General features: G+C 68.8%; 26 protein-coding genes. 6 read left to right on the forward strand and 20 right to left on the reverse strand.

Going from position 1 to position 21,740, the window contains the following annotated elements; all coding sequences use genetic code 11:
* Nucleotides 1-47: 47 nt before the first annotated feature.
* The 10 genes from pyk to ACFXHE_RS38615 form a co-directional block, all read right to left on the reverse strand.
* Complete coding sequence (pyk, locus tag ACFXHE_RS38570; protein ID WP_364619557.1) at nt 48-1,472, reverse strand: pyruvate kinase; 1,425 nt, start codon at nt 1,470-1,472, stop codon at nt 48-50.
* Nucleotides 1,473-1,562: 90 nt separating this feature from the next.
* Nucleotides 1,563-2,231, reverse strand: a complete 669-nt coding sequence (locus ACFXHE_RS38575; RefSeq protein ID WP_354846064.1) for an amino acid ABC transporter permease — start codon at nt 2,229-2,231, stop codon at nt 1,563-1,565.
* Nucleotides 2,232-2,252: 21 nt separating this feature from the next.
* Nucleotides 2,253-3,008 (reverse strand): transporter substrate-binding domain-containing protein, encoded by a 756-nt coding sequence (locus ACFXHE_RS38580; RefSeq protein WP_379389796.1) that lies wholly within the window; start codon nt 3,006-3,008, stop codon nt 2,253-2,255.
* Between the two features lie 190 nt (nt 3,009-3,198).
* Nucleotides 3,199-3,660, reverse strand: coding sequence for an NINE protein (locus ACFXHE_RS38585; protein WP_379389798.1), 462 nt, complete (start codon nt 3,658-3,660; stop codon nt 3,199-3,201).
* Between the two features lie 20 nt (nt 3,661-3,680).
* Nucleotides 3,681-4,859, reverse strand: coding sequence for a prolipoprotein diacylglyceryl transferase (gene lgt / locus ACFXHE_RS38590; RefSeq protein ID WP_379389800.1), 1,179 nt, complete (start codon nt 4,857-4,859; stop codon nt 3,681-3,683).
* A 193-nt stretch (nt 4,860-5,052) separates the two neighbouring features.
* Nucleotides 5,053-5,853, reverse strand: coding sequence for a tryptophan synthase subunit alpha (gene trpA / locus ACFXHE_RS38595; RefSeq protein ID WP_379389802.1), 801 nt, complete (start codon nt 5,851-5,853; stop codon nt 5,053-5,055).
* On the reverse strand, nt 5,850-7,130 hold the full coding sequence (trpB, locus tag ACFXHE_RS38600) for a tryptophan synthase subunit beta (protein ID WP_379389804.1): 1,281 nt from the start codon (nt 7,128-7,130) through the stop codon (nt 5,850-5,852). The genes trpA and trpB overlap by 4 nt, the downstream gene beginning before the upstream one ends.
* Nucleotides 7,131-7,168: 38 nt before the next feature.
* Nucleotides 7,169-7,987, reverse strand: a complete 819-nt coding sequence (trpC, locus tag ACFXHE_RS38605; RefSeq protein WP_379389806.1) for an indole-3-glycerol phosphate synthase TrpC — start codon at nt 7,985-7,987, stop codon at nt 7,169-7,171.
* A gap of 149 nt (nt 7,988-8,136) precedes the next feature.
* A complete protein-coding gene (locus tag ACFXHE_RS38610; RefSeq protein WP_379389808.1) occupies nt 8,137-9,117 on the reverse strand; it encodes a TIGR02234 family membrane protein in 981 nt (326 codons plus the stop codon).
* Nucleotides 9,114-10,649, reverse strand: coding sequence for an anthranilate synthase component I (locus ACFXHE_RS38615; RefSeq protein ID WP_379389810.1), 1,536 nt, complete (start codon nt 10,647-10,649; stop codon nt 9,114-9,116). Before ACFXHE_RS38615 ends, ACFXHE_RS38610 begins: the two co-directional genes overlap by 4 nt.
* A 229-nt stretch (nt 10,650-10,878) precedes the next feature.
* On the opposite strand from ACFXHE_RS38615, the gene ACFXHE_RS38620 reads away from it, so the two are divergent.
* The 4 genes from ACFXHE_RS38620 (at nt 10,879) to ACFXHE_RS38635 (ending at nt 13,221) form a co-directional block, all read left to right on the forward strand.
* On the forward strand, nt 10,879-11,184 hold the full coding sequence (locus tag ACFXHE_RS38620; RefSeq protein ID WP_379389812.1) for a hypothetical protein: 306 nt from the start codon (nt 10,879-10,881) through the stop codon (nt 11,182-11,184).
* Nucleotides 11,185-11,362: 178 nt separating this feature from the next.
* Nucleotides 11,363-11,818: a peroxiredoxin gene (locus ACFXHE_RS38625; protein ID WP_379389814.1), complete on the forward strand. Its 456-nt coding sequence runs from the start codon at nt 11,363-11,365 to the stop codon at nt 11,816-11,818.
* Between the two features lie 121 nt (nt 11,819-11,939).
* The gene (locus tag ACFXHE_RS38630; RefSeq protein ID WP_379389816.1) at nt 11,940-12,533 is read left to right on the forward strand and encodes a permease; all 594 of its coding nucleotides are present in this window, start codon (nt 11,940-11,942) and stop codon (nt 12,531-12,533) included.
* Nucleotides 12,534-12,723: 190 nt separating this feature from the next.
* Entirely contained in the window at nt 12,724-13,221 is a 498-nt protein-coding gene (locus tag ACFXHE_RS38635; protein WP_379389890.1) for a MarR family winged helix-turn-helix transcriptional regulator, read from the forward strand.
* 60 nt (nt 13,222-13,281) lie between these two features.
* Here ACFXHE_RS38635 and hisI read toward each other — a convergent pair whose 3' ends face one another.
* Genes hisI through ACFXHE_RS38660 form a run of 5 tightly spaced genes read right to left on the reverse strand, consistent with a single transcriptional unit; the run spans nt 13,282 to nt 16,545 of the window.
* Complete coding sequence (gene hisI, locus ACFXHE_RS38640; protein WP_379389818.1) at nt 13,282-13,653, reverse strand: phosphoribosyl-AMP cyclohydrolase; 372 nt, start codon at nt 13,651-13,653, stop codon at nt 13,282-13,284.
* A complete protein-coding gene (gene hisF, locus ACFXHE_RS38645; protein ID WP_379389820.1) occupies nt 13,650-14,423 on the reverse strand; it encodes an imidazole glycerol phosphate synthase subunit HisF in 774 nt (257 codons plus the stop codon). Before hisF ends, hisI begins: the two co-directional genes overlap by 4 nt.
* 16 nt (nt 14,424-14,439) lie before the next feature.
* On the reverse strand, nt 14,440-15,261 hold the full coding sequence (locus tag ACFXHE_RS38650; protein ID WP_379389822.1) for an inositol monophosphatase family protein: 822 nt from the start codon (nt 15,259-15,261) through the stop codon (nt 14,440-14,442).
* A 4-nt stretch (nt 15,262-15,265) separates the two neighbouring features.
* The gene (gene priA / locus ACFXHE_RS38655; protein ID WP_379389824.1) at nt 15,266-15,997 is read right to left on the reverse strand and encodes a bifunctional 1-(5-phosphoribosyl)-5-((5-phosphoribosylamino)methylideneamino)imidazole-4-carboxamide isomerase/phosphoribosylanthranilate isomerase PriA; all 732 of its coding nucleotides are present in this window, start codon (nt 15,995-15,997) and stop codon (nt 15,266-15,268) included.
* Nucleotides 15,998-16,023: 26 nt separating this feature from the next.
* Complete coding sequence (locus tag ACFXHE_RS38660) at nt 16,024-16,545, reverse strand: hypothetical protein (RefSeq protein ID WP_379389898.1); 522 nt, start codon at nt 16,543-16,545, stop codon at nt 16,024-16,026.
* Between ACFXHE_RS38660 and ACFXHE_RS38665 the strand changes: the two genes are divergently transcribed.
* Entirely contained in the window at nt 16,508-16,804 is a 297-nt protein-coding gene (locus tag ACFXHE_RS38665) for an LppP/LprE family lipoprotein (RefSeq protein ID WP_379389826.1), read from the forward strand. The two genes, ACFXHE_RS38660 and ACFXHE_RS38665, sit on opposite strands and share 38 nt — an antisense overlap.
* Nucleotides 16,805-16,812: 8 nt before the next feature.
* Here the strand turns inward: ACFXHE_RS38665 and ACFXHE_RS38670 are convergent, their stop codons facing one another.
* Nucleotides 16,813-17,268: a MarR family winged helix-turn-helix transcriptional regulator gene (locus tag ACFXHE_RS38670; protein WP_379389828.1), complete on the reverse strand. Its 456-nt coding sequence runs from the start codon at nt 17,266-17,268 to the stop codon at nt 16,813-16,815.
* A 99-nt stretch (nt 17,269-17,367) separates the two neighbouring features.
* Here ACFXHE_RS38670 and ACFXHE_RS38675 point away from each other — a divergent pair, with 99 nt between their 5' ends.
* Nucleotides 17,368-17,841: a nuclear transport factor 2 family protein gene (locus ACFXHE_RS38675; protein ID WP_379389830.1), complete on the forward strand. Its 474-nt coding sequence runs from the start codon at nt 17,368-17,370 to the stop codon at nt 17,839-17,841.
* A gap of 52 nt (nt 17,842-17,893) precedes the next feature.
* On the opposite strand, the gene hisH is transcribed toward ACFXHE_RS38675, so the two are convergent.
* The 4 genes from hisH to hisD are packed head-to-tail and all read right to left on the reverse strand — an operon-like array spanning nt 17,894 to nt 21,643.
* Nucleotides 17,894-18,532, reverse strand: a complete 639-nt coding sequence (gene hisH, locus ACFXHE_RS38680) for an imidazole glycerol phosphate synthase subunit HisH (RefSeq protein WP_379389831.1) — start codon at nt 18,530-18,532, stop codon at nt 17,894-17,896.
* The gene (hisB, locus tag ACFXHE_RS38685) at nt 18,529-19,158 is read right to left on the reverse strand and encodes an imidazoleglycerol-phosphate dehydratase HisB (protein ID WP_354846012.1); all 630 of its coding nucleotides are present in this window, start codon (nt 19,156-19,158) and stop codon (nt 18,529-18,531) included. The genes hisH and hisB overlap by 4 nt, the downstream gene beginning before the upstream one ends.
* Complete coding sequence (locus ACFXHE_RS38690) at nt 19,155-20,276, reverse strand: histidinol-phosphate transaminase (RefSeq protein ID WP_379389892.1); 1,122 nt, start codon at nt 20,274-20,276, stop codon at nt 19,155-19,157. Before ACFXHE_RS38690 ends, hisB begins: the two co-directional genes overlap by 4 nt.
* Before the next feature lie 29 nt (nt 20,277-20,305).
* A complete protein-coding gene (hisD, locus tag ACFXHE_RS38695) occupies nt 20,306-21,643 on the reverse strand; it encodes a histidinol dehydrogenase (protein ID WP_379389834.1) in 1,338 nt (445 codons plus the stop codon).
* Nucleotides 21,644-21,740: the final 97 nt, after the last annotated feature.

Below are 21,740 nucleotides of genomic sequence, written 5' to 3' on the forward strand. Positions count from 1 at the left end.
GGTCCGCGACGACGTCCGAAGACGTCTCGTCCAGCGACGCACTCAAATTAGTGGTCCTCCTCGCCGATGCGATGCACGTGGATCAGGTTGGTGGACCCGACAGTACCCGGCGGCGAGCCGGCCACGATGACCACGAGGTCACCCTTCTTGTACCGGCCGATCGAGAGTAACGCGTTGTCCACCTGGTGGATCATCTCGTCGGTCGTGCCCACCGGAGGAACGATGAACGTTTCCACGCCCCACGTCAAGGCGAGCTGACTGCGAATCGCGGCCTGCGGGGTGAAGGCCAGCAGCGGCAGCGGGGTGTGCAGGCGGGCCAGGCGGCGCACCGTGTCACCGGACTGCGTGAAGGCAACCAGCGCTTTGGCATTCAACCGCTCGCCGATGTCGCGGGCGGCGTAGGAGATGACGCCGCGCTTGGTCCGCGGCACGTGGGTCAGCGGCGGCACCCGGGTCGAGGACTCGGATTCCACGGCGTGCACGATGCGGGCCATGGTGCGGACAGCCTCGATCGGGTAGTCGCCGACCGAGGTCTCGCCGGAGAGCATGACCGCATCCGCGCCGTCGAGCACGGCGTTGGCCACGTCGGAGGCCTCGGCGCGGGTCGGGCGGGAGTTGGTGATCATGGACTCCAGCATCTGGGTGGCCACGATGACCGGCTTGGCGTTCTCGCGCGCCATCTGCACCGCGCGCTTCTGCACCAGCGGCACCTGCTCGAGCGGCAGCTCCACGCCGAGGTCGCCGCGCGCGACCATGATGGCGTCGAAGGCCAGCACGATGGCTTCCAGATTGTCGATGGCTTCGGGCTTTTCGAGCTTGCCGATGACCGGCACCCGGCGGCCCACGCGATCCATGATGTCGTGCACCAGCTCCACATCGGAGGGCGAGCGCACGAAGGACAGCGCGATGAAGTCCACGCCCAGGTTCAGGGCGAATTCCAGGTCGTCGATGTCCTTTTCGGACAGCGCGGGCACGGACACGTCCATGCCGGGCAGCGAGACGCCCTTGTTGTTGGAGACGGGGCCGCCCTCGGTGACCCGGCAGATGACGTCGTTGTCCTCGACACGCAGCACGGTCAGCCCGACCTTGCCGTCGTCCACGAGCAGCCGGTCGCCGGGCTTGGCGTCCTTGGCGAGGTGTTTGTAGGTGGTGGAAACCCGGTCGTGAGTTCCTACGATGTCGTCGACGGTGATACGGACTTCCTCGCCGGTGTTCCAGACGGTCTTGCCGTCGCCCTCGAACCGGCCCAGCCGGATCTTCGGGCCCTGCAGGTCGGCGAGGATACCGACAGCGCGGCCGGCCGTATCGCTGGCAGCGCGCACCTTCTTGTAGTTCTCGGCATGATCGGAGTGCTCGCCGTGGCTGAAGTTCAGGCGCGCAACGTCCATGCCACTTTCGACGAGCTCACGAATCCGGTCCTCGGATGACACTGCTGGTCCGAGGGTGCACACAATCTTCGTTCGTCGCATCACGCGTTCAACCCTAGACCTGTGACAACCCTCATGCCGACCCCGGCACACACATATACAGATCTCGTAAGCAGCCGTTCAGCTATCTCACGATCAACGCGCAACGTGCCGGGCCAGACGGGTTTCCAATCGAGTCTGACCGAAGCCGAGGACCAGGCATATTACCCAGTAGTAGATTGCCGCGACGCCATAGAGCGCGAAGAAGTCGAAGGTGGGCGCGGCGGCCATTTGCGCGGTGCGCAGCAACTCGGTCACCAGAATGGTGGAAGCGAGCGACGTGTCCTTCACCAGGGAGATGAGGGTGTTGGACAGCGGGGGCACCGCGATGCGGGAGGCCTGCGGCAGGATGACCAGCCGCAGCGCCTGCGCATAGTTCATGCCGACCGAGTAGGACGCCTCCCACTGGCCCTGGGCCACCGAAAGGATCGCGGCCCGAATGATTTCCGCCGCATAGCCGCCGACATTCAGGCTGAACGCGATGATGGCCGCCGGAAACGGCTCCAGCACGATATTGAAGGCGGGCAGACCGAAGAAGATGATGAACAGCTGCACCAGCAGCGGCGTCCCGCGAATGATCGAGATGTAGAAGCGCGCGGCCGCGTGCAGCGGCCACACGCTCGACATCCGGGCCAGCGCCACGAACAGCGCTATCGCCAGGCCGATCACGAAGCTGATGGCGGTCAGCGGCAGCGTCTTGGTGACCGTGGCCTCCAGCATGGGCCAGAGGTTGTGCCGTACCAGCGCCCAGGTGGCGTCGTCCATCGTCGAATTGCCCTGTGTCGCTTACTTGCTGACGTCGGTGCCGAAGTACTTGTCGGAGATCTTGGCGAGCGTTCCGTCGGCGCGCAGTTCGTCGAGCGCCTTGTTGACCTGATCGGTCAGCGCCTGCGAGTCCTTGCGGGCGGCGAAGGCCTGCTTGGAGACCTCACCGGTCTTGCCGACCACCTGGATGGTGCCGGTGCCCTGCTGCTTGGTGTAGGCGTTCACCGCGAGGGTGTCGTTGACGGTGGCGTCGGCACGGCCGGTCTTGAGCAGCTGCACCGCCTCCACGAAGCCGGGGATGGCCTCGACCTTGCAGCCGGCGCCCTTGGCGGTGTCGGCCCAGTTGGAGGTCTCGGACTGGGCGCAGGTCTTGCCGTTCAGATCGGCCAGGGCGTGGACGCCGTCGTTGCCGGTCTTGGTGACGATGACGCCCTCGGAGACGGTGTAGGGCTGGGAGAGCGAATACTTCTGCTCGCGTTCGGGTTTGATGGTGACCTGGTTGGCGATGAGGTCCACGCGCTTGGATTCCAGTGCGGCGAACAGCGAGTCCCAGGGGGCGGTGGTGAATTCCACCTTCTTGCCGATCTTGTCGCCGACGGCCTTGATGACGTCGACGTCGTAGCCGGTCAGGGTGCCGTTGTCCTGGTAGGTGAACGGGGAGTAGTTGCCCTCGGTGCCGACTTTGAGCGTGTTCGCGTCGTCCTTGCTGGAGCTGCATGCAACGAGCCCTGCGGCGGCGACAACGGCGAGCATGACGGCGGCGAGCTTACGGCGCACGACGGGGACCTCTCCTCGGGCGTGGGTGACCACGCGACAAAACAACCGACAAAGGGTACGCCGCGGACCGACCGGGCGGCACGGCAACCATCATGATGCGCGAAACCCTGGTGCGAAATCGCGCTCGATGATAAGCGCGAACGGCCGCCACCCGGTCGGGTGGCGGCCGTTGGACGCGGAAGTATCGCCGTCAGTCGCGCAGCGGACGTCCCTGCAGGTCGGGGACCTTGCCGGTGAGCATGAGAATGCCGTCGATCAGCGACCAGATCCCGCAGCCGCCGCAGGTGATCAGCTGCAGCACGCCGATCGTGGTGTAGCCCAGGTAGAACCGGCCGACACCGAAGTGCCCGATGAAGATCTGCAGCAGGCCCGCGGTGAGCTTGCTCTTGTCCGAGAACGGAACTCCGAATTGGTCACGGCCGAACGGGGCTTCCGGGTCACCGCCGTAGGGCCCGGCCGGGCCCGGGATCGGATACGGCATCGGCTGGCCGTACGGCTGACCTGGCTGGTCGTACGGCTGACCCGGCTGGCCGTACGACTGCTGGCCCGGGTACGGCTGCTGGCCGTAGGGCTGCCCGTACTGCGGGCCGGTGCCGGGAACGCCGTACTGCGGCCCGTCCTGCATCGGCGGCTTGTCGAATGGGTCGGTCACTCACGTCCTCCTGATCGCGGTCAGGAGCCATTCTTGCCGGACTCGACCGTCTTCGCCTGGTCGACCGCGGTGGACTCCGTCGCCTCCGGCTCGGAATCGCCGGTTTCGGAAGAGATATCGCGCGCGGTCTCGGATTCGTTGCCGGCGGCCGGGGATTCCGTTCCGGTGTCACCCGCGGATTTTTCGGCGGTCGGCTCGTCGACCTCGGTAACCGCAGCCTTCGGATCCCCTGCCGCCGATCCGGTTCCGGCCGCCGCACCCGCCGCCCCGAACGCCCGCAGCGCACCGATCTGCCACGGCCAGGGCCGTTCGACGCCGGCGCGCAGCTGGTCGGCGGTCTCACGCCCCTTGGTGGCGAACAGGAAATAGGCCACGGCGCAGACGAATACGATCGCCGAGGTGAAGGTGTTGATGCGAAGGCCGAGGATGTGGGTGGCCTCGTCGTCGCGCAGCAGCTCCACGAAGAAGCGGCCGAAGCAGTAGACCGCCACGTAGAGCGCGAACAGGCGGCCGTGGCCGATGCGGAACTTGCGATCCACGTAGAGCAGCACGGCCACGCCGAGCAGGTTCCAGATCAGCTCGTAGAGGAAGGTCGGCTGCACGATCTTCTCCGCCGGGCCCGCGGCGGTGCCGTTCATCATGTCCAGCTGGCCGCTGTGGTCGTAGCGCAGGAAGATCTCCAGGCCCCACGGCACCTTGGTCTCGCGGCCGTAGAGCTCCTGGTTGAAGTAGTTGCCGAGCCGGCCGATGGCCTGGGCCAGCAGGATGCCCGGAGCGATGGCGTCGCCGAAGGCGGGCAACGGAATCCGGTACACCCGGCAGCCGATCCAGGCGCCGATGCCGCCGAGCAGCACCGCGCCCCAGATGCCGAGGCCGCCCTCCCAGATCTTGAGCGCGTTGATGGGGTGACCGCCGGCGCCGAAGTACTTCTGCCAGTCGGTGGCCACGTGGTAGAGCCGTCCGCCGATCAGGCCGAACGGGACCGCGAACATGGCCACGTCGAGCACCATGCCGGTCTGGCCGCCGCGCGCCACCCACCGCTTCTCACCCAGCCAGATGGCCGCGATGATGCCGAGGATGATGCAGATGGCGTACGCCCGCAGCGGGAACGGCCCAATGTTCCAGACCCCGCGCGGCGGGCTGGGAATGTAGGCCAGGACATCGGCGCCGGTGCTCTCGGCAAGGGCTCGTATGGTCACGAGTCCCCACCGTAGCCCAACAGGCCTGCGGCGTGCTGTCTCAGGTCAGCGCGCGCCGTGGGATTCGCCGCCAGGGGTGGCACCGGCACCCGGTAACGCAACGGATATACGAAGCGGCGCGCATCCCCGCACCGCCGGACAACGCACCAGGGCGCGTACCGAATTCGGTACGCACCCTTGGGTATTGCCTTGGTTACGAGGAAACCGCCGCCGAGCGGACGCCCTGCGCCAGCTCCGCCGTCAGCGTCCGGACCGCGTCCAGACCCTGCGCCGCCGCGGTCACCAGGGCCGAGCCCACGATGACGCCGTCGGCGTAGGAGGCGATTTCGGCCGCCTGCGCGCCACTGCGCACACCCAGGCCGACGCCGATCGGAATATCGGAGTGGCTGCGCACCCGCGCGCACAGGGCCGGGGCCATGGAGGACACCGCGTCGCGCGCACCGGTCACACCCATGGTCGAGGCCGCGTACACGAAACCCTTGCTGGCTTCGAGGGTCTTGACCAGGCGCTCCTCGGTGGACGACGGCGCGACCAGGAAGATGCGATCCAGGTTGTGGGTCGAGGACGCCACGAACCAGTCGTCGGCCTCCTCCGGAATCAGGTTGGGCGTGATCAGGCCGAGGCCGCCCGCCGCCGCCAGATCGCGGGAGAAGCTGTCGACGCCGTACTTGAGCACCGGGTTCCAGTAGGTCATGACGACTGCCTTGCCGCCCGCCTGGGAGATGGCCTCCACGACCTTGAACACGTCGCGCACCCGGACGCCGCCGGCCAGCGCCTGTTCGGCGGCATGCTGGATGGTCGGGCCGTCCATCACCGGATCGGAGTAGGCGACGCCGACTTCGATGATGTCGCAACCGGATTCGACCATGGCCTTGCACACGTCGATGGAACCCTGGAGGTCCGGGTAACCGGCGGGCAGGTAGCCGATGAGCGCGGCGCGGTTCTCCTCGCGGGCGGCTGCGAAGGTGTTCGCGAGGCGGGACTGCTGGCTCACTGCTTCTCCCCTGCGTTCTCTTCGGCCTTGTCGAACAGCCCGAACCACTCGGCGGCGGTGTCCATGTCCTTGTCACCGCGACCGGACAGGTTCACCACGATGATCGCGCCCTCGCCGAGCTCCCTGCCGAGTTTCACCGCGCCCGCGACCGCGTGCGCGGACTCGATGGCCGGAATGATGCCCTCGGCACGGCTCAGCAGCAGCAGCGCGTCCATGGCCTCGGTATCGGTGATCGGGTAGTACTCGGCGCGGCCGATGTCCTTGAGGTAGGCGTGCTCCGGGCCGACGCCCGGGTAGTCCAGACCGGCCGAAATCGAATGGGATTCGATGGTCTGGCCGTCTTCGTCCTGGAGCAGGTAGGAGTATGCGCCCTGGAACGCACCCGGGGTGCCACCGGTGAAAGTCGCTGCGTGACGGCCGGTTTCGACACCATCGCCCGCGGCCTCATAGCCGATCAGACGCACGCCCGGATCGTCGATGAAGGCGTGGAAGATGCCGATGGCATTGGAACCGCCACCGACACAGGCGGTTACGGCGTCGGGCAGGCGGCCGGTCAGGGCCTGCACCTGCTGGCGCGCCTCCAGGCCGATGATGCGCTGGAAGTCGCGCACCATGAGCGGGAACGGATGCGGGCCCGCGGCGGTGCCGAAGCAGTAGTAGGTCTGCTCGGCATTGGTGACCCAGTCGCGCAGCGCCTCGTTGATGGCGTCCTTGAGGGTCTGCGAACCCGTTGTCACACTGATGACTTCGGCGCCGAGCAGCCGCATGCGGGCCACGTTCAGCTGCTGGCGCACGGTGTCGACCGCGCCCATGTAGATGACGCACTCGATGCCGAGCAGCGCGCACGCGGTGGCGGTCGCGACGCCGTGCTGGCCCGCGCCGGTCTCGGCGATGACGCGGGTCTTGTTCATGCGCTTGGCCAGCAGCACCTGACCGAGCACATTGTTGATTTTGTGAGAACCGGTGTGGTTCAGGTCTTCCCGCTTCAGCAGGATGCGCGCGCCGCCGGCGTGCTGCGCCAGGTTCCGGCACTCGAACACCGGCGACGGGCGCCCGGTGTAGTCGCGCTGCAGGCGATCCAGCTCGTCGAGGAAGTTGGGATCGACCCGGGCCTTGTCGTATTCGGCGGTGACCTCTTCGATCACGGCCATCAGCGCCTCGGGCACGTGCCGCCCGCCGTACACGCCGAAGTGCCCGCCCAGATCGGGTTCGTGGCTCTTGTGCGTGATGCCGTCACTGGCCTGCGGGAGGCCGAGAACGTTCTTGCCGGAGGCCATTTCGGAAGAAACTCCGTGAGTTTGCGTCATCGGCTCTTTCACCGTCCCCGGCGAACCGGCTTCGGGCACGAGGGGTGGGTTCCGGCGGTCACCAGCTCGGCCACCGCGGCGCGCGGGTCGCCACTGGTCACCAGGCCCTCGCCGACGAGTACGGCGTCCGCGCCCGCCCCGGCGTAGGCCAGCAGGTCGGCGGTGCCGCGAATGCCGGACTCGGCCACCCGGATCACTTCACTGGGCAGGCCGGGGGCGATGCGCGCGAACACATCCCGGTCCACCTCGAGGGTCTTGAGGTTGCGGGCGTTCACGCCGATCACGCTGGCGCCGGCCTCGAGGGCGCGGTCGGCCTCCTCCTCGGTGTGCACCTCGACCAGCGCGGTCATGCCGAGCGATTCGGTGCGGTCGATGAGCGCGGACAGCACGTCCTGTTCCAGGGCGGCCACGATCAGCAGGATCACGTCCGCGCCGTGGGCACGGGCCTCGTGGATCTGGTACGGGCCGACGATGAAGTCCTTGCGCAGGATCGGAATGTCCACCGCCGCGCGGACCGCGTCGAGATCCGCGAGCGAACCGCCGAAGCGGCGCTGCTCGGTCAGCACGCTGATGATGCGCGCGCCGCCGTCCTCGTAGGCCCGGGCCAGGTCGGCGGGGTTCGGGATGTCCGCGATCGCACCCTTGGAGGGGCTGGCCCGCTTCACCTCGGCGATCACTCCGATCCCCTCCGCGTGCAGGGCGGCCTTGGCGTCACGCGGGGATTTGGCCTGCGCGGCGGCTGCCTTCACCGCCTGGAAATCCAGAAGGGCTTCCCGAGCGGCCACATCCGCGCGGACCCCGTCGAGAATCGAGTCGAGTACCGTCATCTGGCTCGAATCCTTTCTGGGGAGACGGACTTGCTGCCTGAGAATCCCCCCAGGCGCTGTCTCACCGATGCTGATAAAGAGTAAATGGCTATGCTCCCGTGCTTGACAGCGGGGCGGGTACCGGCGGCGCTGCCGGTCCCCCACCCAGCTCAGGGGCGGTTGTCACGCGCTGCCCCGTTACCCGGATCATCGTGCGCGGCAGGGTGATTGGTTTCATCGTCGGTCGGGTCGACGCCCTCGTCGAGGGCATCCCACAGCACGCGACCCGACAACTGCTTATCAGTGGCGCCCGGGGTCCCGGATTCGTGGTCCTGGACCCGGGCCTGATGTGCGGCAACCTGCTCGGCCGCCGACAGCTTCCGCGCCGCCGGACTGTCGTACCTACCGGACATCCGGGAGGTCCCGGACGACTGCCGGACCAGGAGCAGACCGGCCACGAACGCGGCCACCGCACCGGCCAGGCACACCACGGCCGGCAGCGTCGAGGTCGTCACGGCGCCCGCGTGGTCACCCCCGTGCAGTTCGGCCAGTCGGGTGGCGCGATCGGCGGTCCCCTTGTGCATGAGCAGGGCGTACGCGGGTACCGCGGACACCGCGGCCAGGACCGCGACCACCACGCCGACGCCGCGCCGCCACCAGCCGTGAGTGGCGAACACCGCCGCGATGGTGGCCAGGAAGACCAGCGCCAGTGGCGTCAGGGCCCCGAACCACACACCGCCGTTGAGATCTCGATGGCGCGGCAGGCCGTAGTCGCTGGTGATCTCGAGCCGGGCCCACGTCATGCGGGACGACCCCCAGAGTAGCGCCGCCGCGACCGCCAGCAGCGCCACCGCGGCGATCGGCCGCGACCGCTTCCGCGCCCCCGCGGCGTTCGTGTCGGCTTCCGCCGCAGCGGCATTCGCCTCGGCCTCGGCCAGGTCCGCCGCCTGCGCGCGTTCGGCAGTGCGCGCGGCGTCGGTCTCGGCGTGTGGATCGGAAGCGGCGGCACCGGTTTTCCCGGTGTCCCCCCCGGCGGGCTTCGAATCGGCTTGCGCCGCTCCGTTTTCCCGCTCCGCGCTGTTCTCCGGTGTTGCGCTGCCCTCGGGTGTCGCTTTCCGTTCCGGGCCCCTGTCCGGGTCCTGATCGCTCATTGATCCGCGCCGTTCGGGCGGTAGGCGCGCACGGTCTCGGCGGCGGCGATGGCCTTGAGGACGGCCATGGCCTTGTTGCGGGATTCGACGTCCTCGTAGTCCGCGTCGGAGTCGGCGACGATGCCGGCGCCGGCCTGGACATAGGCGGTGCCGCCCTTGAGCAGGGCGGTGCGGATGGCGATCGCGGTGTCGGCGTCACCGGCGAAGTCCAGGTAGCCGACCACACCCGCGTAGACACCGCGGCGGGTGGGCTCGAGCTCCTCGATCAACTCCATGGCGCGGACCTTGGGCGCACCGGAGAGGGTGCCCGCGGGGAAGCAGGCCTGGACCGCGTCGAGGGCGATCTTGCCGGCGCGCAGGCGGCCGGAGACCGTGGAGACCAGGTGCATGACGTGCGAGTAGCGCTCGACGTGGCGGTACTCGGTGACGCGCACGGTACCGGGCTCGCAGACCCGGCCCAGATCGTTGCGGCCCAGATCGACGAGCATGAGGTGCTCGGCGTTCTCCTTCTCGTCGGCGAGCAGGCCCTTCTCGAGCAGGAGATCGTCCTCCTCGGTGACGCCACGCCAGCGGGTGCCCGCGATCGGGTGGGTGGTGGCCACGCCGTCCTTCACCGTCACCAGCGATTCGGGGCTGGAGCCGACGATGGAGAACGCGGTGCCGCCGGAGCCGTCCGGGATGTGCATGAGGTACATGTACGGGCTCGGGTTCGAGGCCCGCAGCATGCGGTAGAGGTCCAGCGGGGTGCCGTTGTAGTCCATCTCGAAGCGCTGCGAGAGCACCACCTGGAACGCCTCGCCGGCCTCGATCTCCTTGACCAGCCGGCGCACGCCCGCGCCGAATTCCTCGGAGGTGCGCTGCCGGCGGTAGTCGGGCTCGGGGCGGTCGAAGACCGAGACGGTGGAGTCGGCGGGGGCGGCCAGGGCCTCGGTCATGCGGTCCAGGCGGGCCATCGCGTCGTCGTAGGCGGCGTCCACGTGCTCGTCGGTGCCGTTCCAGTTGACGGCATTGGCGATGAGGGTGATCGCGCCCTCGTGGTGGTCGAAGGCGGCCAGGTCGGTGGCCAGCATCAGGACCATCTCGGGGACCTGCAGGTCATCGGTGGCGATGCTGGGCAGGCGTTCGAGGCGGCGCACGGTGTCGTAGCCGAGGTAGCCGACCAGGCCGCCGGTCAGCGGCGGCAGACCGGGCAGCCGCTCGGTGCGCAGCACCTGCAGCGACTCGCGCAGCGCGGCGAGCGGATCGCCGCCCACCGGCGCGTCGGCGGGAGTCTGGCCGAGCCAGGCCGCCGCGCCGTCGATCACGGTCAGCGCGCTGGGACTGCCCGCGCCGATGAACGACCATCGCGACCAGGAGCGGCCGGTCTCCGCCGATTCCAGCAGGAAGGTGCCGGGCCGGTCCGCGGCCAGTTTGCGGTAGGTCGAGAGCGGAGTCTCGGAGTCCGCCAACACCTTTCGGACCACCGGGACCACCCGGTGGTCGGCCGCGAGCGCCCGGAACTGCTCCCGGGAGGTGGTGGTATCGATAGCCACGTTCAGAGGCAAACCATGCGCGCCGTGCATTCACCCATCATTCCAGGCCCGCCCGGCGCGATCTAAATCGCGCTCCCCGCCCAGCCGAGCGAGCGGCTGCGGCGAATACCTGAAGCGGTCATCACTACACGCGCGGCGGTCTCCACACGCGGTGGATCGTCACTGCTCCGGCAGCAAGATCGAGAGGTCGCACGCGGTTATCCCCATTTTCGAGAGGAGTTCAACACAGATGTACCCCTCGCAACCGATGGCACCGGAGGGTCCACGCCACACCGCTCCGCAGCTGGCTCCGGGCGGACTGCCCGGCCACCCGCCGCGGATGATGCATATGAACCAGCGCGGGAAGTACTCCGCCATCGCCTCGTTCGTCACGTATGTGAAGGCCCTGGAAGCGCTCGATCCGCGCAACTTCCCGGACGAGTACGCCGAGCACAGCGACCGCATCAGGGAACTCAAGCCGTTCCTGCGCGCCCACGGGATCCTGGACGTCATGGATATCAAGAACCCGGAGGTCGCCGCCCTCATCGGCGTGTGAGGTAGGACCGGCACCCGGTGCCGGGGGTGGTTGGGGCTCCGGGGGCTGTTCCCCGGGCCCCCAGGCAGAGGACCGGTGGAGGGCCCGGTTCGCGAGGCGCCAAGCCCGAAGCCCAGCAAAGGATTTCATCCGGGGCTCTGATAGCTCGTGCACGATGAATTGGGGGTAGGGTGCGGGTATGAAGGTTGGTCAGCTCGCACCCAATTTCGAACTTCCGGACCAGTCGGGGACCGTGCGGTCGCTCGAGTCGCTGCTCGCGGACGGACCGGTGGTGTTGTTCTTCTATCCCGCGGCGAACACGCCGGTGTGCACGGCCGAGGCCTGCCACTTCCGGGATCTGGCAACGGAATTCAAGGCCGCCGGGGCGACCTGCGTGGGAATCAGCGCGGATTCCGTCGAGGTGCAGTCCGGGTTCGCGGAGAAGCAGGGACTGAGCTATCCGGTGCTGTCCGATCCCGGAGCCAAGGTGGCCGCCGAGTTCGGCGTGAAGCGCGGCCTGCTGGGCGCGCTGGTGCCGGTGAAGCGGACGACCTTCGTCATCGATCCGGACCGGACCGTCGCCAAGGTCATCAACAGCGAGATGCGCGCGAACGTGCACGCCGACGAGGCATTGAAGTTCCTGCGCCAGCGCTGAGCAGGTTCCCGCGCCAGCGCTGAGCCTCCACCGCGCGAGCGCTGAGCCCCCACCGCGCCAGCGCTGAGCCCCCAACGCGTCGCTCCTGGGCGCGCCGACAATTCGGACATACGCTGAGCGCATGACTACGCCCAGCACCGACCAGGAGCGAAAGCCTTCAACCTTCGTCACGTGGCGCAATCGCATCATTGGCGGAGTGGTGGCCGCGGTCGTTTTGTGGCTGGTGTATCTGATGCTGGCCGCATTCATTCCACGGTGGTGGGCGCAGCGCATCGGCGAATGGGTGAGCGGGAGTTTCGCCAAGGGCATCTGGTACGGCCTGATAATGGGCGCGGTATGTACGGCTGTGCCACTTTTCCTGTTCCTGGCCGCAGGACTCAGCTGGCGTAAACGGGGCGGCATGTTTATCGCGGGCGGCGCGGCGGTTCTCGCGATCGTCATCGCCATCCCGAATTTGATGACGCTGACCATCGTGTGGGGCAACTCGAATGCCGCACACGCAGGTGAGCGCATTCTCGATGTCGACGGGCCGGGATTCCGCGGCGCCACGCTGGCGGGTGCGATCGTGGCCGCGCTGCTGTTCCTGCTGGTGGCATTTCTCTTGGGGCGCAGGCGATTCCGCCGGTACCGTGCCGAACGTCGGCACGCCGAACCAGAAAAGCCTCGGGTAGAGCCCGAAACTCCGACACCGCCTCCCGAACTCGGCGCGAACTGAATCCACTCGCGACACGCGTGATCGATGTCACGTCATTCGGCAACACCGTGACTGACGAGCGAAATCGTGGCAAACTTTGACGTGCGAGTGACTCGTTCGATGCTGTTTCGCAGGCTCTCCCACGGGCCGGCATAACACGTCACTTGGCTGCTACGAGAGGGCGCGCACGGTGACCAAGTGGTTGAATCCCATGGAACAGCGAGCGTGGCGTACCCTTGTCGCGCTCACCACCAGACTCCCCGCCGCATTGGATACCCAGCTACAACGTGAGTCCGGGATTACCCATTTCGAATACTTCGTGATGACTCTGCTCTCCGAAGAACCAGGTCACCGGTTGCAACTGAGTGACCTTGCGCAAAAGGCAAACGCATCGCTATCCCGGCTCTCGCACGTGGTCTCCAAACTCGAACGGCTGGGCTGGGCCGAGCGCGTCACCATTACCGGTCGCCGCGGCGCGCAGGCGGTGCTGACCGACGCCGGATATCGGAAGATCACCGAGGCCGCGCCCGGGTATCTGGAGTGCGTGCGCGGCCTGGTGTTCGACGGGCTGGACGCCGAGCAGACCAAGCAGCTGCTGGAACTGGGCGAGACCCTGGTGGCACAGCTGGACAAGGGCATGGCCCGCGGGCTCGGCCGCGCGGGGCGGCCGATCTCGCATCTGGACATGGACCCGAACGAATCGGGTTGACGCCGAGGGCTGTTCACCGACGCTGCGAGCTTGCTCGCCGAGGCCGGAAACCGTTGCCGCTCAGTCCTCGTCGGTGAGCAGCCGGTCGCCCTGGGACAGCAGCACGTCGGTGTCGAAGCAGGTGTGGGTGCCCGTGTGGCAGGCCGCGCCCTCCTGGTCGACGACCAGCAGCACGGTGTCGCCGTCGCAGTCCAGCCGTACCTCGTGCACGTACTGGGTGTGGCCGGAGGTCTCGCCCTTGACCCAGTACTGCTGGCGAGAGCGCGAATAGTAGGTGCCCTTGCGGGTTTCCAGGGTGCGGGCCAGCGCCTCGTCGTCCATCCACGCCATCATGAGCACGTCGCCGGTGCTCTTCTCCTGCGCGATGGCGGCGAACAGCCCGTCGGAGTTGCGCTTGAGGCGGCGCGCGATCGCGGGATCCAGGGTGCTCATCGGACGGTGATTCCTTCCGCGCGCATGGCGTCCTTGACCTGGCCGATGGAGAGGTCGCCGAAGTGGAAGACACTGGCGGCCAGCACCGCGTCCGCGCCGGACTGCACGGCGGGCGCGAAGTCGGCGACCTTGCCCGCGCCACCCGAGGCGATGACCGGCACCGAGACCGCGGCGCGCACCGCGCGGATCATCGGCAGGTCGAAGCCCGCCTTGGTGCCGTCGGCGTCCATGGAGTTGAGCAGGATCTCGCCGACGCCCAGTTCGGCTCCGCGTACGGCCCATTCGACGGCGTCGATGCCGGTGCCGCGCTTGCCGCCGTGGGTGGTGACCTCCCAGCCGGACGGGGTCGCGGGCTGCCCCTCGGGCACGGTGCGGGCGTCGACCGACAGCACGATGCACTGGGAGCCGAACCGCTCCGACATTTCGCGCAGCACCTCGGGGCGGGCGATGGCGGCGGTGTTCACCGACACCTTGTCCGCGCCCGCGCGCAGCAGCCGGTCCACGTCCTCGACGGTGCGCACGCCGCCGCCGACCGTGAGCGGGATGAAGATCTGCTCGGCGGTGCGGGTGACCACGTCGATCATGGTGCCGCGGTCGCCGGTGGAGGCAGTGACGTCGAGGAAGGTCAGCTCGTCGGCGCCCTGGGCGTCGTAGGTGGCCGCGAGTTCCACGGGATCGCCCGCGTCCCTGAGGTTTTCGAAGTTGACGCCCTTGACCACGCGCCCGGCGTCGACGTCCAGGCACGGAATCACGCGTACGGCCAACGTCATTTCATGACCTCTGTCTTCAGCATTGCTCTGCCTCTCCTCGGACCCGGTCTGCGGTGTCCGCGATCAGGTCCAGTAGTTCCTCGTGCACGCCGGGGGCGGCGGCCAGCACCGAACCGGATTCGATGGTCCAGTCCCGGCCCAGCAGGTCGGTGACCACGCCGCCGGCGGCCCGGACCAGGGCCACGCCCGCGGCGTTGTCCCAGGGATGATGCCCGAACACCACGGCCCCGCCGAGAATTCCCGAGGCGGTGTAGGCCAGGTCGATGCCGGTGGAGCCGTACATGCGCTGGCGGCCGGACAGCCGGCTCAGCGCACCCAGCAGGTTGAAGCGGAAGATGCCCGGAATCCGGCCCGCCCCATCGATATTGAAGCTGCCGAAGCCGATCGGCGCGGTGGCGAGCTTGGCCGGGGCCAGGCTCGGCAGCGGGTTGCCGTTCAGCAGCAGCGGGCCGTCCGCGACCGCCGCGTAGCGCTGGCCCAGGATCGGCAGCCAGGTCAGGCCGATGACAGGGACGCCGTCGCGCACCAGCGCCAGCAGCATGCCGCACATGGGACTGCCCGCCGAATAGTTGAAGGTGCCGTCGATGGGGTCCAGCACCCAGGCGGTGCCGGAGGCCAGCTGCGGACCGCCGAATTCCTCACCGTGCACCGGGATTCCGGTGCGTTCGCCCAGCCGCTGCGAGATAGTGCGCTCGAGCTCCAGGTCGAGTTCGGTGGCGAAGTCGTTGCGCCCCTTCTCGACCGCGCTCGGCGCCCCGATGCCCTCGACGAAACGCGGTGCGGCGGAGTCGAGAACCTCACTGGCGATGCCGAGCAGTTCGGCGAGTTCGGCGGCCACGGCGCTAGCGAACCGCGGCCAGGGCTTCGGGCAGGGTGAACCGGCCCGCGTACAGGGCCTTGCCGATGATCGCGCCCTCGACGCCCTCGTCTACCAGCGTCGCGATGGCGCGCAGGTCGTCGAGCTGGGAGATGCCGCCCGACGCGATGACCGGGGCCTCGCAGGCATTGGCGACCTGGCTCAGCAGGTCCAGGTTCGGGCCGGTCAGCGTGCCGTCCTTGGAGACGTCGGTGACCACGTACCGCGAGCAGCCGTCGCGCTCGAGGCGCTCCAGCACCTCCCACAGATCGCCGCCGTCGGTCACCCAGCCGCGTCCGCGCAGCCGCCACTCGCCGTCGATGAGCTTCACATCCATGCCGACGGCGATCTTGTCGCCGTACTCGCCGATGGCCCGGGCACACCACTCCGGATTCTCGATGGCCGCGGTGCCGAGGTTGACGCGCGCGCAGCCGGTAGCCAGCGCGGCCTCCAACGACTCGTCGTCCCGAATCCCGCCCGACAGCTCGACCTTCACATCGAGTTCGCCGATCACCTCGGCCAGCAGTTCGCGGTTGGAGCCCTTGCCGAACGCGGCGTCCAGGTCGACCAGATGCACCCACTCGGCCCCGGCGTGCTGCCAGGCCAGCGCGGCGTCGCGCGGCGAACCGTAACCGGTTTCGCTGCCCGCCTCCCCCTGAACCAGGCGCACAGCCTCACCATTGGCGACATCGACGGCAGGTAGCAGCACAAGACTCACGCGGTAAGCCTAGTGGTTGCCCGCCGTCACACCGACCGCAGGGTGAACAGCGTCAGCCGCCCACCGCGCGGCGGGAACGATTTCCGGGGCAGGGGCACGCGGGCGGTGTCACGCTGCGGGGAGGTCGGGGTCGTCGATCGAAGGGAGCTCGTTGTGCGGAAGGTGGGGCTGGTCGTGCGGAAGGTGGGGATCGGGCTGGCGGCGCTGGTGCTGGCCTGCGGGGCGGCCGGGTGCGGCGACAGCGGCGGATCGGGGGCGCGGCCCAGCCCGGCGGCGAGCACCGCGGCGCGGGCCGGGGAGCCGACGGCGGTGACCACCACGCGCACACCGGCGGCTACCACGGCGGGGACGGGAGCGCAGCCGTGCAAGCCCGAGCCGGGCGTGATTCGAAGTGCCGCCGCCACATTGGCTCCGGTGAAGGTGGTGCCGGGGACGCCGTGGAAGTGGGCGCTGCCCGCGGCGGGGGCGCGGACGACGGTCAATGACATCTGCTCGACCCTGTCGGCGTACTTGATCACGATCGAGGGGGCGACGGCCAGCTCACCCATGCAGGTGTTGCTGTTCCATCGCGGGAGCTACATCGGCACGGCCGACCCCAGGTGGAATTCGTTCATCTCCCCGGATCCGAACCACACCACCGACGACACCGTAGGGCTGCGGTACAAGATCCCCGGCAGCTGTAATGCCTGCGCGGACGGAACCTTCTACTGCGTCCAATTCCATTGGGACGGAAGCAAGGCGCAGATGGCCGGGCGGCCGCCGGAGGTGTCGGGGACGACCGTGACGCCCGGGTCGACCAGGTGCTGAGGCGGGGGTCAGCCGCCTCGGGTATGGGATTCGAGGACGCGGTTCAGCGTCAGGACGAAGTTGGCGCGTTCGGCGGCGGTGAAGCCCGGGAGTAGTTCTCGCTGGGCCGCTTCCAGGCGTTCGTCGAGGTCGGCCAGGTGGGCCCGCCCGGCGGGCGTGAGCGTAAGGGTGTTGCGGCGGCGGTCGGTGGGGTCGGGGGTGCGGTGCAGGAGGCCGCGGTCGGCCAGGTCGTTGACCGCGGCGACCACGTCGCTGCGGTCGATACCGGTGCGGCGGCCCGCCTCGGCCTGGCTGAGGGGGCCGTGTTCGTCGAGGGTGGCGAGCAGGGCGTAGTGGTAGCGGCGGGAACCGGTGGGCTCCAGGGCTTTCTCGGTGCAGCGGTTGGCGATGATCGCGACCTGGCCGATGAGGCGGGTGGGAAGAGCGCGCAGCCGGCCGGAGGCCCCTTCGGGCGCGGTGTCCATGAGAGGAATCTAGCAACACTTGTTGGGGACACCCACAATCGATTACATTGGTTTCACCAACGTTGGAGTCACCAACAATCTCGTCGAAAGACCGTAGCCATGAACGCGATCCACACCACCACCCGGCAATTCCAGGATCTGGCCGACAAATTCGAGATCACCGAGTTGGTCCACCGCCTCGGCCGCGCCCTCGATGAAGGCGACTGGGAGGAGCTCGCCGCCCTCTACACCGCCGATGCCACCGCCCGCACACCCGGCGGCCTGGCCACCGGCCGCACCGCCCTGGTCACCCAGGCCGGCCGAAACCACTCCCCCGACCGGCAGATCCAGCACGTCATCAGCGGCATCCTGATCGATCTGGACGGTGACACCGCCAAGGTCCGGGCCAACCTCCTGGTCGTCTTCGCCTGGGGTCCTGCCCACGACCCCACCCTCGGCTCGCAGCCGCGCCTGACCCTGGGCGAGGTCTATCGCTTCGACGCCGTCCGTACCCCCGACGGCTGGCAGTTCTCGAGCGTGGCCTCCGAGCCCATCTGGTCGGTCGGTACCCGGCCCGAGCCGTCAGCGGCCTAGAAACACCGAAACCCCCGCCGGGAGCGGGGGTTTCGGTCGTTTCGGGGGCCGATCAGATCGAGTCGATCCAGTTGCGCAGGAGTTGGGCTCCGGCGTCGCCGGACTTCTCCGGGTGGAACTGGGTGGCCGACAGCGGGCCGTTCTCCACCGCGGCGAGGAACGGGACGCCGTGTTCGGCCCAGGTCAGCTTGGCCGGGGCGATCTGGCTGCCGCCGTCGTCGGTCCAGGCCCAGTGCTGGGCGGCGTAGGAGTGGACGAAGTAGAACCGGGTGTCGGCGTCCGTGCCCGCGAACAGGACGCTGTCCTCGGGAGCCTTCACCGTGTTCCAGCCCATGTGCGGGAGGACGGGGGCGTCCAGACGCTCGACGGTGCCGGGCCATTCGCCGCAGCCCTCGGTTTCCACCCCGAATTCGACGCCGCGTTCGAACAGGATCTGCATGCCGACGCAGATGCCGAGCACGGGGCGGCCGCCGGAGAGGCGCCTGCCGATGATGCGGTCACCGCGCACGGACAGCAGGCCTGCCATGCAGGCCGCGTACGCGCCGACACCGGGGACCACGAGACCGTCTGCGTTCAGAGCGATTTCGGGGTCGGCGGTAATGGTGACGTCCGCACCCGTGCGGGCGAGGGCGCGGCTGGCGGAGTGCAGGTTGCCGGAGCCGTAGTCGAGCAGGGCGATCTTCTTGGTCATAGCGAGCCCTTCGTGGAGGGGACGCCGGACACGCGCGGGTCGTACTCGACGGCGGCGCGCAAAGCCCGTGCCACGGCCTTGTATTCGGCCTCGGTGATGTGGTGCTGGTCGCGGCCGTAGAGCACGCGCACGTGCAGGGCGATGCGGGCGTTGAGCGCGATGGACTCGAAGACGTGGCGGTTGATCACGGTCGAGTAGGACGCGGTCGGGGCCACACTCGGAATGATGGTGTGCAGCATGTGATCCGGCTCGCCGGTGTGCACGCAGTACGGCCGGCCGGACACGTCGACGACGGCGTGCGCGAGGGTTTCGTCCATCGGGATGAAGCAGTCGCCGAAGCGGCGGATGCCCTTCTTGTCGCCGAGCGCCTGGCCCAGGGCCTGGCCGATGACGATGGCGGTGTCCTCGACGGTGTGGTGGGCCTCGATCTCGATGTCGCCCTTGGCCTGGACCGTCAGGTCGAAGCTGCCGTGCTGGCCGAAGGCGGTCAGCATGTGGTCGTAGAAGGGGACGCCGGTGGAGATGTCGGTCTTGCCGGAGCCGTCCAGATTGAGCTCCACCACGATGCTGGATTCGCGGGTGGTCCGCTCGACCCGGGCGATGCGGTCGGCACGGTCGGTGGTCATCGGGCGATCAGCTCCTCGGACGCCAGTTTCGCGCTGACGCGCAGGAATTCGTCGTTCTCGGCGGCCAGGCCGATGGTGGTGCGCAGGTAGCCGGGGATGCCGACATCGCGGATGAGCACACCCTCGTCGAGGTAGTGCTGCCAGGCGCGCGGCGCGTCGGCGAAGCGGCCGAACAGCACGAAGTTGGCATCCGAGGGGATGACCTCGTATCCCAGCTCGGCCAGCGCCGCCATGACCCGGTCGCGCTGCGCCGCCAATTCGGCCACGCTGCCGAGGGTTTCGTCCGCGTGCCGCAGCGCCGCCCGCGCCGCGGCCTGGGTGACCACGGACAGGTGGTAGGGCAGGCGCACCAGCAGCATGGCGTCGATGACCGCGGGTGCGGCCACCAGGTAGCCCAGCCGCCCGCCCGCGAAGGCGAACGCCTTGGACATGGTGCGGCTGACCACCAGCTTGGTGGGGTACTTGTCGATCAGGCTGATCGCGCTGGGCGCCGCGGAGAACTCGCCGTACGCCTCGTCCACCACCACGATGCCGGGCGCGGCCGCGAGGATGCGTTCCAGGTCCGCGAGCGGAATGCTGTGGCCGGTCGGGTTGTTGGGGCTGGTCACGAAGACCACGTCGGGGTTCTTCTCCCCCACCGTCAGCACCGCGTAGTCGATGTCGAGGGAGAAGTCGCCATTGCGCTTGGCCTCGATCCACTCGGTGTCGATGCCCTCGGAGATGATCGGGTGCATCGAGTACGAGGGCACGAAACCCAGTGCGCTGCGGCCGGGTCCGCCGAACGCCTGCAGCAGCTGCTGCAGGATCTCGTTGGAGCCGTTTGCCGCCCACACGTTCGCCGTGTCCACCGCTACGCCGGTCTGCCGGGTCAGGTAGGCGGCCAGATCGGCACGCAGCCCGACCGCGTCGCGATCCGGGTACCGGTGCAGGTCGGCGGCCGCGGCGCGCACGGATTCCGCGACGTCGTCGATGAGGGCCTTACTCGGCGGGTGCGGGTTCTCGTTGGTGTTCAGCTGCACCGGAACGGTCAATTGCGGTGCGCCGTAAGGGCTCTTGCCACGCAGGTTCTCCCGCAGCGGCAGATCGTCGAGCGAGATATTCGATCCGGGGACGGTCACGGTGCCTTCTTCCGGGCCGGCCTGTGCGCTCACCGCAGCTCTCCGAATCGCGCCTGCACGGCCTGGCCGTGCGCGGGCAGGTCCTCGGCATTGGCCAGTGCGACCACGTGCCCGGAGACATCCTTCAGCGCCGCCTCGGAGTACTCGACGACGTGGATGCCGCGCAGGAAGGTCTGCACGCTCAAACCCGAAGAGTGCCGGGCGCATCCGGCGGTGGGCAGCACGTGGTTGGAGCCGGCGCAGTAGTCGCCGAGGGAGACCGGCGACCACGCGCCGACGAAAACCGCTCCGGCGGAACGGACCCGGGCCGCGACCGCGGACGCGTCGGCGGTCTGAATCTCGAGGTGCTCGGCGGCGTAGGCGTTGACCACGCGCAGGCCCTGGGCGATGTCGTCGACCAGCACGGTGCCGGACTGCTTGCCCGACAGTGCCTCCGCGACGCGGTCGTGGTGCTTGACCACGGTCATCTGCGCGGTCAGCGCGGCGTCCACGGCATCGGCGAGCTCGACGCTGTCGGTGACCAGCACGCTGGCGGCCAGTACGTCGTGCTCGGCCTGCGAGATGAGGTCGGCGGCCACGTGCACCGGATCGGCGGTGGCGTCGGCGAGGATGGCGATCTCGGTGGGCCCGGCCTCGGCGTCGATGCCGACCAGGCCGCGGCACAGCCGCTTGGCGGCGGTCACATAGATATTGCCCGGGCCGGTGATCAGGTCGACCGGTTCCAGCTGTGCGCCGTCGGTGTCGGTGCCGCCGTAGGACAGCAGCGCCACGGCCTGCGCACCGCCGACCGCCCACACCTCCTCGACGCCCAGCAGCTTGGCGGCGGCCAGGATGGTCGGGTGCGGCAGACCGCCGAACTGGGCCTGCGGCGGCGAGGCGACCACCAGCGAGTCCACGCCCGCGGCCTGCGCGGGAACCACGTTCATGACCACCGAGGACGGGTAGACGGCATTGCCGCCCGGCACGTACAGGCCGACCCGCTCCACCGGCACCCACCGCTCGGTCACGGTGCCGCCGGGCACCACCTGGGTGGTCTTGTCGGTGCGGCGCTGATCGTCGTGCACCTTGCGGGTGCGCTCGATAGCGACGTCGAGGGCCGCGCGGACGGCCGGGTCCAGCTCGGCCAGGGCCTTGTCCAGTTCGGCGGCGGGTACGCGCACCGCGGCGGGCCGCACGCCGTCGAACTGCTCGCTGAATTCCAGCGCGGCCTCGACGCCCCGATCCCGGATGGCCTCCACGACCGGTCGCACATGATGCAGCACCGAGTCCACGTCGACGCCCCCACGCGGCAGAGCCGCGCGCAGTTCGGCAGCAGTGGGAGTACGTCCGCGCAGATCCACGCGGGCGAGCTCGATGCGGCTAGTCATAGCGCTGTGCAGTCCTTGTCTGTGCTGATGTCGAGGGGTTCGCGACGCGGCCGAAACCGCTTGCGACCAGCTACCAGACTATCGGGTCACCGCCAGC

The organism is Nocardia sp. NPDC059229, from assembly GCF_042754165.1.
GTDB lineage: Bacteria > Actinomycetota > Actinomycetes > Mycobacteriales > Mycobacteriaceae > Nocardia.

Coding starts and splice junctions, on each gene's coding strand:
- ACFXHE_RS38660 (WP_379389898.1), bottom strand. CDS start 16,545: ATGGGTGAGCTGGCCGTCGCCCCCTCGATCGTGATCAAGTACGCCGAC.
- hisI (WP_379389818.1), bottom strand. CDS start 13,653: ATGAGCACCCTGGATCCCGCGATCGCGCGCCGCCTCAAGCGCAACTCC.
- hisH (WP_379389831.1), bottom strand. CDS start 18,532: ATGACCAAGAAGATCGCCCTGCTCGACTACGGCTCCGGCAACCTGCAC.
- hisB (WP_354846012.1), bottom strand. CDS start 19,158: ATGACCACCGACCGTGCCGACCGCATCGCCCGGGTCGAGCGGACCACC.
- trpB (WP_379389804.1), bottom strand. CDS start 7,130: ATGGCCTCCGGCAAGAACGTTCTCGGCCTCCCGCAGGCCAGTGACGGC.
- trpC (WP_379389806.1), bottom strand. CDS start 7,987: ATGACGGTACTCGACTCGATTCTCGACGGGGTCCGCGCGGATGTGGCC.
- ACFXHE_RS38610 (WP_379389808.1), bottom strand. CDS start 9,117: ATGAGCGATCAGGACCCGGACAGGGGCCCGGAACGGAAAGCGACACCC.
- hisF (WP_379389820.1), bottom strand. CDS start 14,423: ATGACGTTGGCCGTACGCGTGATTCCGTGCCTGGACGTCGACGCCGGG.
- hisD (WP_379389834.1), bottom strand. CDS start 21,643: ATGACTAGCCGCATCGAGCTCGCCCGCGTGGATCTGCGCGGACGTACT.
- ACFXHE_RS38630 (WP_379389816.1), top strand. CDS start 11,940: ATGACTACGCCCAGCACCGACCAGGAGCGAAAGCCTTCAACCTTCGTC.
- ACFXHE_RS38625 (WP_379389814.1), top strand. CDS start 11,363: ATGAAGGTTGGTCAGCTCGCACCCAATTTCGAACTTCCGGACCAGTCG.
- ACFXHE_RS38670 (WP_379389828.1), bottom strand. CDS start 17,268: ATGGACACCGCGCCCGAAGGGGCCTCCGGCCGGCTGCGCGCTCTTCCC.
- ACFXHE_RS38635 (WP_379389890.1), top strand. CDS start 12,724: ATGGAACAGCGAGCGTGGCGTACCCTTGTCGCGCTCACCACCAGACTC.
- ACFXHE_RS38575 (WP_354846064.1), bottom strand. CDS start 2,231: ATGGACGACGCCACCTGGGCGCTGGTACGGCACAACCTCTGGCCCATG.
- ACFXHE_RS38675 (WP_379389830.1), top strand. CDS start 17,368: ATGAACGCGATCCACACCACCACCCGGCAATTCCAGGATCTGGCCGAC.
- ACFXHE_RS38620 (WP_379389812.1), top strand. CDS start 10,879: ATGTACCCCTCGCAACCGATGGCACCGGAGGGTCCACGCCACACCGCT.